General features: G+C 68.0%; 16 protein-coding genes, 1 tRNA gene and 1 pseudogene. 15 read left to right on the forward strand and 3 right to left on the reverse strand.

Translation table 11 applies throughout. The features are described from left to right. Positions 1 to 1,026: 1,026 nt before the first annotated feature. Positions 1,027 to 1,938, forward strand: a complete 912-nt coding sequence (locus RZ84_RS36580; RefSeq protein WP_157878816.1) for a nuclease-related domain-containing protein — start codon at positions 1,027 to 1,029, stop codon at positions 1,936 to 1,938. A 55-nt stretch (positions 1,939 to 1,993) separates the two neighbouring features. Here RZ84_RS36580 and RZ84_RS14785 read toward each other — a convergent pair whose 3' ends face one another. After that, positions 1,994 to 2,752, reverse strand: a complete 759-nt coding sequence (locus RZ84_RS14785; protein WP_043264721.1) for a GntR family transcriptional regulator — start codon at positions 2,750 to 2,752, stop codon at positions 1,994 to 1,996. A gap of 191 nt (positions 2,753 to 2,943) precedes the next feature. Here RZ84_RS14785 and RZ84_RS14790 point away from each other — a divergent pair, with 191 nt between their 5' ends. The 14 genes from RZ84_RS14790 (at position 2,944) to RZ84_RS14850 (ending at position 10,877) form a co-directional block, all read left to right on the forward strand. Continuing rightward, positions 2,944 to 3,273: an SCO3933 family regulatory protein gene (locus tag RZ84_RS14790; protein WP_043264722.1), complete on the forward strand. Its 330-nt coding sequence runs from the start codon at positions 2,944 to 2,946 to the stop codon at positions 3,271 to 3,273. Between the two features lie 2 nt (positions 3,274 to 3,275). After that, positions 3,276 to 4,619: an FtsK/SpoIIIE domain-containing protein gene (locus RZ84_RS14795; RefSeq protein ID WP_043264723.1), complete on the forward strand. Its 1,344-nt coding sequence runs from the start codon at positions 3,276 to 3,278 to the stop codon at positions 4,617 to 4,619. 84 nt (positions 4,620 to 4,703) lie between these two features. Further along, positions 4,704 to 4,841, forward strand: a complete 138-nt coding sequence (locus tag RZ84_RS40115) for a hypothetical protein (RefSeq protein ID WP_157878817.1) — start codon at positions 4,704 to 4,706, stop codon at positions 4,839 to 4,841. Positions 4,842 to 5,086: 245 nt separating this feature from the next. Further along, complete coding sequence (locus tag RZ84_RS14800) at positions 5,087 to 5,770, forward strand: DUF2637 domain-containing protein (RefSeq protein WP_043269915.1); 684 nt, start codon at positions 5,087 to 5,089, stop codon at positions 5,768 to 5,770. Between the two features lie 13 nt (positions 5,771 to 5,783). Then, positions 5,784 to 5,963: a hypothetical protein gene (locus tag RZ84_RS14805; RefSeq protein WP_043264724.1), complete on the forward strand. Its 180-nt coding sequence runs from the start codon at positions 5,784 to 5,786 to the stop codon at positions 5,961 to 5,963. A 5-nt stretch (positions 5,964 to 5,968) separates the two neighbouring features. Beyond that, complete coding sequence (locus tag RZ84_RS14810; protein ID WP_043264725.1) at positions 5,969 to 6,157, forward strand: mobile element transfer protein; 189 nt, start codon at positions 5,969 to 5,971, stop codon at positions 6,155 to 6,157. An 11-nt stretch (positions 6,158 to 6,168) separates the two neighbouring features. Continuing rightward, positions 6,169 to 6,501: a hypothetical protein gene (locus RZ84_RS14815; RefSeq protein WP_043264726.1), complete on the forward strand. Its 333-nt coding sequence runs from the start codon at positions 6,169 to 6,171 to the stop codon at positions 6,499 to 6,501. Positions 6,502 to 6,514: 13 nt separating this feature from the next. Further along, positions 6,515 to 6,754: a hypothetical protein gene (locus RZ84_RS14820; RefSeq protein WP_043264727.1), complete on the forward strand. Its 240-nt coding sequence runs from the start codon at positions 6,515 to 6,517 to the stop codon at positions 6,752 to 6,754. Positions 6,755 to 6,847: 93 nt separating this feature from the next. Then, positions 6,848 to 7,027: a hypothetical protein gene (locus tag RZ84_RS14825; protein WP_043264728.1), complete on the forward strand. Its 180-nt coding sequence runs from the start codon at positions 6,848 to 6,850 to the stop codon at positions 7,025 to 7,027. Positions 7,028 to 7,032: 5 nt separating this feature from the next. After that, complete coding sequence (locus RZ84_RS39750; RefSeq protein ID WP_198539990.1) at positions 7,033 to 7,206, forward strand: hypothetical protein; 174 nt, start codon at positions 7,033 to 7,035, stop codon at positions 7,204 to 7,206. Beyond that, positions 7,203 to 8,030, forward strand: a complete 828-nt coding sequence (locus RZ84_RS14835; protein WP_043264730.1) for a phosphoadenosine phosphosulfate reductase — start codon at positions 7,203 to 7,205, stop codon at positions 8,028 to 8,030. The genes RZ84_RS39750 and RZ84_RS14835 overlap by 4 nt, the downstream gene beginning before the upstream one ends. After that, positions 8,027 to 9,424 carry a replication initiator protein RepSA gene (gene repSA, locus RZ84_RS14840; protein ID WP_043264731.1) on the forward strand — a complete coding sequence of 466 codons (1,398 nt, stop codon included), beginning with the start codon at positions 8,027 to 8,029 and terminating at the stop codon, positions 9,422 to 9,424. Before RZ84_RS14835 ends, repSA begins: the two co-directional genes overlap by 4 nt. Further along, positions 9,421 to 9,630, forward strand: coding sequence for a helix-turn-helix domain-containing protein (locus RZ84_RS14845; protein WP_043264732.1), 210 nt, complete (start codon positions 9,421 to 9,423; stop codon positions 9,628 to 9,630). Before repSA ends, RZ84_RS14845 begins: the two co-directional genes overlap by 4 nt. After that, positions 9,618 to 10,877 (forward strand): site-specific integrase, encoded by a 1,260-nt coding sequence (locus RZ84_RS14850; protein ID WP_198539991.1) that lies wholly within the window; start codon positions 9,618 to 9,620, stop codon positions 10,875 to 10,877. Before RZ84_RS14845 ends, RZ84_RS14850 begins: the two co-directional genes overlap by 13 nt. Positions 10,878 to 10,950: 73 nt before the next feature. On the opposite strand, the gene RZ84_RS14855 is transcribed toward RZ84_RS14850, so the two are convergent. Continuing rightward, a tRNA-Ala gene (locus RZ84_RS14855) sits at positions 10,951 to 11,023 on the reverse strand. 75 nt (positions 11,024 to 11,098) lie between these two features. After that, a pseudogene (locus RZ84_RS41090) lies at positions 11,099 to 11,522 on the reverse strand (hypothetical protein); the annotation flags it as partial.

The raw sequence follows: 11,522 nt of genomic DNA on the forward strand, positions 1-11,522 counted from the left end.
CCCGCCTCGCCACCGCCCTCACCCAGGCCACCACCACCCCCGCCCTCCGCACCCGCGCCCAGCACGCCGCCCACCACCTGGCAACAGAAGACGGCCCGGCAGCCGTCATCAGCGCGGTCGCCGCCACCGGCGCATAACCACGCCACCCCGCGCCGAACCACAGCCCTGCACCGCCCACCGCCCACCACGCCCCGGAACCCCCCATCCCCCAAGGTCCGTTACCGCGGCACCGCCTCCAGGTCCCACCTACAACACGTCAAAGCCCCCACCGGAACTTCCCGGTGGGGGCTGAGCTGTGCGGTGGACCTGAGGGGACTCGAACCCCTGACCCCCTCGTTGCGAACTACATGCAGCAAGGTTGCTGAGGTCATCCCGCCTGATCACCCGACCTGTACGGGCTAACGACGGTCACCGGAGGTCGTCACGGTTGCTGTACTTCGCTGCTGTACCGCAATCCGCCCGACCTGCGGTCCATCCGTCACCTTCACCCACCACCTACCCCAGCTGCCATCCCGTCTGCCTTCGACCCACACACCGTGGAGCAGGCGTGGTCCCTGGCGTCCAGGTGGAGCGCGCCACTGTACGAACGACCTGGACGCCAGGGACCACGCCTGCTCGGCTCTGCCTGGGTCGAAGGGAGACGGGATGGCAGCTCCCCCGCGGCACACCACGACGCGCCGGCACTCGCGAACGGTGCCCCGTCCATCCCGGAGCCTGAGCGCCCCCGCCGGAGGCATGCCCTGACGGTGTCATGTAGGTCTCGACTCATGCCCTCGGGCCTATCCGCGTGTGGGCGCGCGTCGGCGCAGCCCGCGCGGAGCGGGCCGCAGGCAGGAGCGTCGCGCGGAGCGGAGCCGGGAAGCGCGCCCGGCGGAGCGGAGCGCAGCCGGGGCTTGATGAGGTAGAGAAACCTGTAACAGCCCAGTGCCCCCGGGGCACTGATCCTGAGTGACCAACTCGGCCATCTTGCGCAGTCTTACGTTCCGTGGTGACCTCAATACGGTGATCGGCTTCGGGGGGAGCTCCATGGAAGAACTGGTGGTCAAGCGCTGGCGGAAGAACGGCAAGGATCGGCTGTATGTGAATCGCTCAGGGCCAAGGGGACAGGCTGTCGCCTGGTACGACTGCATCACGAACGAAATGCACGTTTTGGTCGAAGAACTGCGGGACGCGGCCTCAGCAAAGATCGCGGAGTGGCGCCGCGCCAATCAATCCCAAGTGCAGTACGAGGGTGAGCGGCCTGCCGCGCGGAACCCGCTTCAAGCGCCGGCCGTGCCACCACTTCCCACTCTGACTCCAGACGATGACCTTGCCTTGAACCGTCCCGGTGCCAGCCTTCAAGAGATGGCACGTGCCAAGGAGTTGGAACACAGCAGACTCGTCCGCCTTGCTTCTCGCCTGACACGGGGGACCCTCGTGCCCGAAAGTATCCGGAACGGCCTCGCGGGTGAGTTAGCAGTCGGGTCCGCGCTTGAGCGACTGGCTTCCGCTGGCTGGCACGTCCTTCACGGGATCAAGTGGCCAAGCGGTAGCGATATCGACCATCTGGCGATCGGCCCATCTGGCGTATTCACGGTCAACGCCAAGCATCACGAAGGCGCAAGCGTGTGGGTCGGTGACGTCATGCTGCGCATCAACGGTGGTAGCACAGACTACTTGCGAAACAGCGAGTTCGAAGCCGCGAGGACCGCGAAGCTGCTTCGCTACTGGTGCGGTAGGGACATACCCGTCCAACCGGTAATCGGGGTCGTAGGCGCGAAAACGATCAAGATCGAGGGGCGTAACCCGACTGTGCTGGTACTTAATGCCGACAGTATCGACCGGGCCCTGGCGGCGCGATCCCACGTGCTATCCGCCGGCCAAGTGGCCTCGATTTACGCGGTCGCACGCCACAAGCAGGTATGGCTCAGCACGCGGTCGAAAAGACGATCGCGATGAACTCTCCTGAGGCGGACTTCTTCAACGGTCGCGTACGAGATGTTCGCCGTCGAAGCTAGGCGTCGAAGTCATATTCCAGGATGTACGAGGCCGAGTCGAGAGTCATCTCGTTGACCTCCACCGGTCGGCCCTCGTCGGCAAAGGCAGTGCGGCAGATGAGTATGACGGGCGTCCCCATGGAGAGGTTGAGCCGGTTCGCTTCGTCTTGGGAAGGCATACGTGACCGCACCTCTTCCCTGAAGTGGACTGGCTTCGCTCCGAGTTCAGCGAGACGGGCATAGGTCCCGCCTGGACCGGTGTCTTCCTGCGTGATGGCTGAACCTGCAACGAGCGCTGCCGGCAGGTAGCTCGTAGCCAGCAGGACTGGCTTGCCATCCAGCACGAACCGCCGCTCCCGTACACAGACGGCCTCGTCCGGAGCGATGTCCAGGACCTGAGCGATCCGCTCCGGCACCAACTTCTCCGTGACGGTGACCTGGTCCACGACGAGGGTGCGGTCCTCGATGTCCGCAGACCAGATGGACCGACCGGCCCCCCACTGCTCTTGCGACAGGCGCTGGATTCCGCGCCGCCGCAGGGGTCGAAACGCCCGCACGAACACGCCGGCACCCTTGCGGGACTCGGCGATGCCCTCGTTCTTCAGGACCCCCAGAGCCTGCCGCGCGGTCATGCGGGCAACGCCGTACTTCGCCATGAGGTCGTTCTCGCCAGGCAGCCGATCACCGGGGCCGCGCTCGCCCGACTTGATCGACTCGCGGAGCACGTCGGCGATCTGCTGGTACTTCGGCTGGCGGTCGCCGCCCGTGGTGGCCATACGCGAACACTCCTCCTTCATCTCTAGACAGCCTAAGGCACCCGTACGTCGGCGCACCTTGGGCGCCTCTCCACTCGGACATCTGAATACATCTCTAGAGAAGCTGTTGACGTCTCTAGAGATGTGCGCTTCACTCGAAGATGTCTAGAGAGGTCGCCGCAAGGGGGACTTCGGGAACAAGGGACACACTCATGCCTTCGTTCAAGATCGACACTTCGACCGCTGTGGTTTTCGTCGCGACGGCGCCTGTACCGAAGGTGGTCAACAAGCAGACCGGGGAGCGGGCGGTGGACCGTGAGACCGGTGCGGGCCTGTCGACGGTCGGCCTGCTCATCTCAGATGAGGGGGAGGGCAACCTGTACCAGGTCACCGTGCCGGAGACGGGTATCCCTGAGGGGCTGACGCCGGGTATGCCGGTGACGGTCGTGGGGCTCAAGGCGCGGGACTGGGAGAACGAGTTCAACGGGCAGAAGCGGCACGGCATTTCGTTCCGCGCCGCCTCCGTCGTGACGGTGGTCTGATCATGACGGACCTGACCACCGCGCTCGAAGCGACGGGCGCCTTAGCGGGAGTCGGCGGCCTGGGCTACGCCAAGGTCCGCGCCCCGCGCGTGTACTGGTCGCTGGTGGGTCTGCCGGTCACCTGGGGACGGTTCACGGTGACGTACGGCGCGACGATGGATGTGTGCGGGCTGACGGTGCAGCCGTCCCGCCTGCGGGCGTTCATGATGCGCAACGTCGCCCGGCGTGAGGTTCAGCCGGTCCCGCCCAAGGTCCGCCGGGTCAAGGGCACTTCGACTGGGCTGATTGTCTCGTTGCGGATTCCCGCGGGGCTGGAGCCGGCGGATGTGGCGGCGGCTTCCGAGCGGCTGCGGCACGCCTGGGGCGTCCACTCCGTGACCGTTGTCGAGACCAAGCCCGGTGTGGTGGAGCTGCGGATGACCGGCTACGACGTGCTGAGGCAGGTACGGATGCCGCGGCGGATCAAGGCGGGCCCGATGGTGGTGCCGGTGGCGTTGCGGGAGGACGGTACGCCGTTCCTGCGGGACTACTGCCAGGTGCCGCACGAGCTGACGCTGGGCGCGAACTTCTCGGGGAAGTCGATGTATCAGCGCAACCTGATCAAGGGGCTGGCGAAGCTGCCGGTGGGCTTGATCGGCATCGACTGCAAGCGTGGTGTCGAGCAGGGCTCCTACGCTCCGCGGCTGTCGGCGCTGGCCACCACGCCCGACGAAGCGGACCGCGTTCTTGAGGTGCTGGTCAAGGAGATGGAAGACCGGTTCGATCTCCTGGCTCGGCATCGGGTCGCGGACCTGTGGAGCCTGCCGGAGGACGTGCGGCCGGTACCGCTGGTGGTCCTGGTCGATGAGGTGGCGGAGCTGTTCCTCGTCGCGGTCAAGAAGGACGAGGAGCGCCGGGACCGGATGGTCATGCAGATGGTGAGGCTCGCGCAGATGGCCCGCGCGGTCGGCATCTACCTGGAAGTCTGCGGTCAGCGGTTCGGCTCCGAACTGGGCAGGGGCGCCACGATGCTCCGGGCTCAACTCACCGGCCGCGTGGTCCACCGCGTCAACGACAAGCAGACTGCCGAGATGGGGCTCGGCGACATCGCCCCCGACGCGGTGTTCGCCGCAACGGTCATCGCCCCGGACCGGCCCGGCGTCGCGGTCGCCGGTGACACCTCCGGCGGCTGGTCGCGCATCCGCACTCCGCAGGTCACTGCGGACGAAGTCGCCGGCGTCTGCCGCGAGTTCGCCCATCTGGTTCCGGACCTTCCGGCCCTGGCGCCGTTCCGCCCGGCCGTACCGGCCGCGCCGGCGCCGGCCGCTGGCCCGTCGCTGGTCAAGCCGCGACCCGTCACCAAGTAACACCCCCTTCCTGCACCGCGGTTGGCGTGACCGTCTCGCGCCAGGTCCCTACCCCCGCCATGCCAAAACCAGAAGGAGAAGAACATGCCCAACCCGTGCGCTACGTGCAACGGAACCGGCCTCGTCCCCAACCCGAATTGCCCCGGCGAAGTGGTCATCTGCCCGGATTGCTCCGGTGGCTATGACCCGGAGGACTACTACAGCGCCGATATCGACTGGTGACTGCCGTGGTCACGCCGAAGACCACCAAGCCCCCGGCCAAGGACTGCCCGGTCTGCAAGGGCACCGGAGAGGTCGCCCGCACTGTCCGGGTCGGCCGCAAGCATCGCGCGGTGGGCCAACAGACGGGCTTGTGCCTGAACTGCCTCGGCTCTGGCGAAGCCCCCGCCGACTAGCCCCCTGCCGGGATCGGGCGGCCGAACACAGACCGCCCGCTCTGGCCCAACTCCCTGAAGGAGGTGAAGACCATGGTCCGCTCGATCCGCCCGGATGCCGTCCTGATCCAGGCCGTGATCGCCGGTGCCCTGTCCTTCGCCCACCTGCACGACATCGCCGAAGCCGCCGGCCAGCAGGGCTGGAAAGCCTGGGCCTACCCGGTCAGCGTCGACCTGCTGTTCGTCGCGGCCTGGCGCCGACTGCGAACCCTCCGCGCCGACGACAGAGCCTCCCGCGCGGCCTGGACCTGGTTCGTGATCGCGCTCGCTGCATCCCTTGGCGCGAACATCGCGACCGCCGGGCTTCTCGACCTCGCACATGTGCCGGCTTGGCTGCGCATCCTCGTCGCTGGATGGCCGGCCCTGGCCTTCCTCGGCGGAACGCTCCTGGCCCACACCCCCACCGTCCAGCCTGCGGAAACCACCGCCACGGACGAGACGGCCGCGGCTCCGACCGAACCGGTCACGGTGGAACGCGCCCCGGAGCCGCAGCCCGTCGAACTGCCCGCCCCCGCGCCAGCCCCCGAGGTGCCTCCGGCCGTCGAGGAGCCGAAGCCGCCGTCCGTGCCTCCGGCGCTTCTCGACCACACCCGGAAGATCGCCGACACCTACCGCACCACCACCGGCGCCCCGATCGATCCCGACACCCTGCGTGCCCGCCTCGGCGTCCCCCCGGCACTCGCCGACGCCATCACCGCCCAACTCCAACCCGCCTGAAAGGAACACGCCCATGCGTGACGCCATCCGCAATGCCCTTGAGCACGCGGCCGAACTCACCAGGAAAGACCGCCTCGTTGACGCCCTGAGCGTCGGAGAAGCCGCGATCAACCAGGCCACCGACAGCGAACGGCCCGAGATCAAGCAGTGGCTCGCCGACCACGCCAACGACTTCACCGGACAGGGCAACTGATCGCCATGCCGCGCCCGAACCGCTTCTACGACGTGATCCGCATCGGCCCCGTCCAGGTCGGCAGCCACCACGACGGCCACGGACGCACCAAGCACACCGCCGCGTGCACCGCCCCCGGCTGCGGCTTCTCCGCCGACTACCGCGACCGCGCCGGCGCCGAACTCGCCGCCCGCACCCACAAGTGCAACCCCTGACAGGAGGACCGATGTTCACCCCGAAGTACCCGCCCCCGGACACTGCACCGACGATCCCGCCCACTGTGCCGCTCGTCCCCGCGGTGGACACCTCGGCCCAGGTCGAGCCCACTCACGCGACGGCCCCGGCCCCGGTGCCGGTTCCGGTGGCTGCAAAGCGGTCCACGGTTCATCTCACGCCCGGCGGAGTAGTCGCCATCGCCGCCGGCGGCACCGCAGCCGTGCTGATCGTCGGTGCGGTGCTGGTCTCCATGCTCCTGGCAGTCGCCATCACCGCGGCCTCCGTCGCCGTCTGCGCGCTCGTCGTCCGCTCGATCCTCACCAACCAGCACACCAACCGCTGAAAGGAGCCCCGTCATGGGCCTGTTCAACCGCAAGCAGAGCACCGACAGCACCTCCGCTGACCCCGGCATGACCGAGAAGGGCCGGGACTACGCCATCGCCAAGCGCCACGGCGACCGCAAGACCGCCAACCGCCTCGTCCGTGAGATCGGCAACGGCTCCCACACGGACGACGAGCGGGCCGCGTTCTGGCAGGGCGCCGACGCCTACGACGCCATCCCGCCCGCCTACTCCAAGCGCCGCAACCGCCGCTGAACGGCCCCCGGGGCGGCTCCTGTCGCCAAACACTCACCGCCCCGGGCGCCTGCACCCCTTCCAGACCCAACGACCCGAAAGGGACTGCTCATCATGCCCGAAAACACCCGACCCACGCGCCACTGCCCCGACTGCGACGGCTTCCCCCGCGTCGCCATCACCACCGGCCTCCGCACCCACACTGGCGCCCGCCACACGGTCAAGGTCACCTGCCGCACCTGCAACGGCACCGGCCTCGTTCCCCGCCGGCTCGCCACCTCGGTGGGGCGGTGATGGCCGTGGCTCTCCTGAACTGGCGCTCCCCGGAGCACTACGACCACACCGGCGACAAGCCCTGCGTCCTGTGCCACAAGCCCACCCCGCTGCGCTCCGACCGCGGCAAGCCCGTCCACAAAGTCTGCGCCGAGAAGTGGCTCGATGACCACACACAGACGAAGGAGGAGGCCAAGTGAGTCAGTCCACTACGGCCACGCTCCGCGCCTTCAGCTTCGGTGGCGGTGTCCAGTCCGTCGCCTGCCTTGTCCTCGCTGCTCAGGGGCGCATCGACTTCGACGTGTTCCTGTTCGCCAATGTGGGCGAAGACTCCGAGGACCCCCGCACCATCGACTACTTCCGCCAGCACGCTGCCCCCTACGCAACAGCTCACGGCATCCGTATCGAAGAACTGCAGCGGATCCGACGTGACGGGAGCACCGAAACTCTCTGGGGCCGCCTCACTAAGGAAGGCTCCCGTTCCCTGCCCATCCCGGTGCGCATGTCCAACGGGGCACCTGGCACTCGTAGCTGCACTGCCGATTTCAAAATCAAGGTCATCGGCAAACGGCTGAAGCAACTTGGTGCCAGCGAAGACTCGCCGGCCGTGGTCGGAGTCGGGATCAGCCTGGACGAAATCCAGCGCGCCAACAACCGCCGCAGCGAGCCCTATGAGCAGATCACCTATCCGCTGCTTGACCTTGGCCTGCGCCGCACGGACTGCCACCGCCTCATCCGTTCTGCCGGACTTCCGGTACCGCCGAAGTCGGCCTGCTTTTTCTGCCCCTTCCACCGTCCCGAAGCTTGGCGTGAGATGCGCCGTACCGCACCCGAGCTGTTCGCAAAGTCCTGCCAGCTCGAAACGCTCCTGAACGAGCGACGCGCCAAGCTGGGCAAAGACCCGGTCTACCTCACGCGCTTCGGCAAACCCCTCGACCGCGCCATTCCTGACGGCTGGGACACCCTCCCGTTCGACGAATGGGACGAGACCGGCCTGTGTGACTCCGGGCGGTGCTTCACATGACCGATCCCGCCACCGCGGCGGGCCTGGACCCGTCCACCCTGGGCGATCTGCTGAAGGTGGTCGGGTCCCCCGGCTTCGACCGCCTCACCGACCAGATCCGCCGCACCGGCGGCTGCTCCGACCCCATCCACCTGACCGGCACCACCGTCACCCGTGACGCCAAGAGCGGGCAGGTCCTGCACTCCTACAGCACGGACGGGGAACCCGGGGGCCGGCTCCGCGTCGCCTGCGGCAACCGCCGCGCCTCCCGCTGCCCGTCTTGCGCCTGGACCTACGCCGGCGACACTTACCACCTCATCCGCGCCGGCCTCGTCGGCGACCCCGCCAAAGGCACCCCCGACACCGTGCGCGACCACCCCCGCGTCTTCGCCACCCTCACCGCCCCCAGCTTCGGCCCCGTCCACAACCGCCCCGGCAGGAAGCGCTGCCGTTGCGGCACCCACCACCCCGAAGACGCACCCGAGTTGGGTACCCCCCTCAACCCTCGCAAGTACGACTACGCGGGCGCGGTGCTGTGGAACAACCACGCCTCGGACCTGTGGCGCTACTTCACGATCTACCTCCGCCGCGAGATCGCCCGCCGCGCCGGCCTGACCCAAAAGGAGGCTCACGCACAGTCCCGGGTCTCCTTCGGCAAGGTCGCCGAGTACCAAAAGCGCGGCGCGGTCCACTTCCACGCGGTCATCCGCTTCGACGGACCCAATGGTCCCGACAGCCCGCCCCCGGCCTGGGCCACCCTCGACCTCCTCACCGACGCCATCCGCGCCGCCGCGGCCCGCGTCCAGGTCGAAGTACCCCCCGCTGGCGACCAACCCGCACGAACCTTGTGCTGGGGCACCGAACTTGACGTCCAGCCCATCGGCGCCTTCGGCAACGGCGAAGACATCACCGAACAAGCCGTCGCCTCCTACGTGGCCAAGTACGCCACCAAAGCCGCCGAAACCACGGGCACTGTCGACCGCCGCGTCGGCAACAAAGAAGCCCTTGTGCTGCTCGGCGTCCCCGAGCACCCCGGCCGGCTCATCGCGGCCTGCCTCGACCTCCACCGGCTCTACCCGGATCGCAAGCTCCTGGACTGGGCCCACATGCTCGGCTTCCGCGGCCACTTCTCCACCAAGTCCCGCCGCTACTCCACCACCCTCGGCGCCCTCCGACAGGTCCGCGCCGACTACCGCGCCGCCCAACAACGCGCCGCCCTCGGCCTCCCCGATCCCGACCAGAACCCCGAAGCAACCACCCTCGTCCTCGCCCACTGGACCTACGCCGGCCACGGTCACACCCCCGGCGAATCCTGGCTGGCCGCCACCATCCGCCGCGAGATCCAGCACAACCGCGAAACCGCACGCGAACTCCGCACCCAACTCGAAGCCGAAGAAGGAGACGACTGGACATGACCAGCACTGTGATCGAAAGGAAGTGGTTCACCACCGCCGAAGTCGCGGAGATGCTCGGCTACGGCCTCTCCAAGACGAAGACGCTCGTGCTCTCCGGCGAGATCCATTCCATAAAGGACGGCCGCAACCGCCGCATCCTCCCCCGCTGGGTCGATGAGTACGTCGAACGCCGAGCCCGTGAGGCAGAGATGGAGTGGTCGGCATGAGCGGCAAGCGCGGGAACGGCGAAGGCTCCATCTACCCCTACAAGAACGGCTTCGCCGCGTACGTCTGGGTCACCACCCCGGACGGCAAGAAGAAGCGCAAGTACGTCTACGGCAAGACCCGCGACGAGGTCCATGACAAGTGGATCAAGTTGCACGCTGAGGCGAAGAAAGGCCCGGTGGCGACCAAGTCCCCGACGGTCGCGCAGTACCTCGCGTACTGGTTGAAGGAGGTCGTGGAACCTGAACTGAAGCCGAAGGCGGCCGAGACTTACGGCATGCACGTTCGGCTGTACATCACGCCCGGCCTCGGCTCGAAGCGGCTCGACAAGCTGTCCGTGCGCGACGTACAAGGATGGCTCAACAAGCTTCGGACTCAGTGTCAGTGCTGTGCTCAGAGCAAGGATGCCGCGCGCCCCAAGGTGGACAAGAATCCAGCCCGCCGGCAGCGGTGCTGCGCGATCGGCCGATGCTGCAAGCAGACCGTCTCACACCGCACGGTTCAGGACGCCCGGACCGTACTGCGCTCGGCGCTCAGCAACGCCATGCGAGAAGAGCTGATCTCGAAGAACGTCGCGGCCCTCGTCAAGATGCGATCGTCCCGCACGGCGAAGCGGAAACCGTGGACGGTGGATGAGGCTCGGACCTTCCTCGAAGCTGCTCGGGCGACCGGTGATCCGCTGTACCCCGCGTACGTCCTCGTCCCGGTGCTGGGATTCCGACGCGGGGAGGTGCTCGGCCTCACTTGGGACAGCGTGGATCTCGACGCAGGGGAGGTCACGGTGGAACAGCAGCTCCAACGCATCGCCCGGCAGCTCGTACACGCCGAGACGAAGACCGAGGCTTCAACCGCGGTGCTGCCCCTGCCGGACATCTGCGTGACGGCACTTCAGCTCCGGCGGAAGGCTCAGGAGTCAACGAAGAAGGCCGCCGGCGAACTGTGGACGGACTCCGGGTTCGTGTTCACCACGCGCTACGGCACCCCGATCGAACCGAGGAACTTCAACCGCGAGTTTGATGCCCGGTCGGCCAAGGCCGGCGTTCGCAAGATCCGGCTGCATGACACGCGCCACACGTGTGGATCGCTGCTCGCCGCGCTCGACGTGCACCCCCGAATCGCGATGCAGATCCTGCGACACAGCAAGATCGCGGTAACCATGGAGATCTACACGCACGTGCCGTCGGAGTCGACGCGGAAGGCATTGCGGAAGCTCGGCAAGCATCTCGGGAACAAGGCAGATCCCAAGTAGTTGCTGTACTTCGCTGCTGTACGGCGCGAAAAAGCCCCCACCAGATCATCCCGGTGGGGGCTTTGACGTGCGGTGGACCTGAGGGGACTCGAACCCCTGACCCCCTCGTTGCGAACGAGGTGCGCTACCAGCTGCGCCACAGGCCCTTGCGACGAGTGAAACTCTAGCATCTCGGTCGCGGTGCTCGGAAATCGCTTCCGGTGCTGGTCAGCGGAGGGTCGTCACTCGTTCGCCGCGCGGGGGCGGTCCTCGTCCTCGTACTGGTCGAAGAGCGGGGTACGGCCGCGGGCGCGGCGGCCGGGGTGGGTGGGGCGGTCCTGGGAGCTGTCGGGCTGGGGGTGGTCGGGGGCGGCGCTGGAGCGGGCGGAGCTCCAGGCGTCGTCGGCGTCGAGGTCGACGTGACTGGTGGCCCGGGGGGCGACCGGGGCGGTGACGTAGGTGGGCAGCGGCACCGGGACCGGCTCCCAGCTGCCGGAGGTGGAGCGGGGGCGCTCGCGTTCGCGCTGCTGGTCGACCCACTCGGCGTGGTCGGTCTCCTCGACGAGGGCGCGGCGGCCGGCGGTCTGCGCGGGCGTCGCGGAGCGCGGGGGGTCCGGGGTGGCGGCGGTGGCGTCAGCGCGGGGGGCGGGCTGCGGGTCGGCGGGG

The sequence above is a fragment of the Streptomyces sp. CT34 genome (assembly GCF_000805335.1).
In the GTDB taxonomy this organism is placed as follows: domain Bacteria; phylum Actinomycetota; class Actinomycetes; order Streptomycetales; family Streptomycetaceae; genus Streptomyces.

Bases quoted from the DNA above. Each gene is read 5' to 3' on its own strand.
- RZ84_RS36580 (WP_157878816.1), top strand. From the start codon at position 1,027: ATGGAAGAACTGGTGGTCAAGCGCTGGCGGAAGAACGGCAAGGATCGG.
- RZ84_RS14785 (WP_043264721.1), bottom strand. From the start codon at position 2,752: ATGGCCACCACGGGCGGCGACCGCCAGCCGAAGTACCAGCAGATCGCC.
- RZ84_RS14790 (WP_043264722.1), top strand. From the start codon at position 2,944: ATGCCTTCGTTCAAGATCGACACTTCGACCGCTGTGGTTTTCGTCGCG.
- RZ84_RS14795 (WP_043264723.1), top strand. From the start codon at position 3,276: ATGACGGACCTGACCACCGCGCTCGAAGCGACGGGCGCCTTAGCGGGA.
- RZ84_RS40115 (WP_157878817.1), top strand. From the start codon at position 4,704: ATGCCCAACCCGTGCGCTACGTGCAACGGAACCGGCCTCGTCCCCAAC.
- RZ84_RS14800 (WP_043269915.1), top strand. From the start codon at position 5,087: ATGGTCCGCTCGATCCGCCCGGATGCCGTCCTGATCCAGGCCGTGATC.
- RZ84_RS14805 (WP_043264724.1), top strand. From the start codon at position 5,784: ATGCGTGACGCCATCCGCAATGCCCTTGAGCACGCGGCCGAACTCACC.
- RZ84_RS14810 (WP_043264725.1), top strand. From the start codon at position 5,969: ATGCCGCGCCCGAACCGCTTCTACGACGTGATCCGCATCGGCCCCGTC.
- RZ84_RS14815 (WP_043264726.1), top strand. From the start codon at position 6,169: ATGTTCACCCCGAAGTACCCGCCCCCGGACACTGCACCGACGATCCCG.
- RZ84_RS14820 (WP_043264727.1), top strand. From the start codon at position 6,515: ATGGGCCTGTTCAACCGCAAGCAGAGCACCGACAGCACCTCCGCTGAC.
- RZ84_RS14825 (WP_043264728.1), top strand. From the start codon at position 6,848: ATGCCCGAAAACACCCGACCCACGCGCCACTGCCCCGACTGCGACGGC.
- repSA (WP_043264731.1), top strand. From the start codon at position 8,027: ATGACCGATCCCGCCACCGCGGCGGGCCTGGACCCGTCCACCCTGGGC.
- RZ84_RS14845 (WP_043264732.1), top strand. From the start codon at position 9,421: ATGACCAGCACTGTGATCGAAAGGAAGTGGTTCACCACCGCCGAAGTC.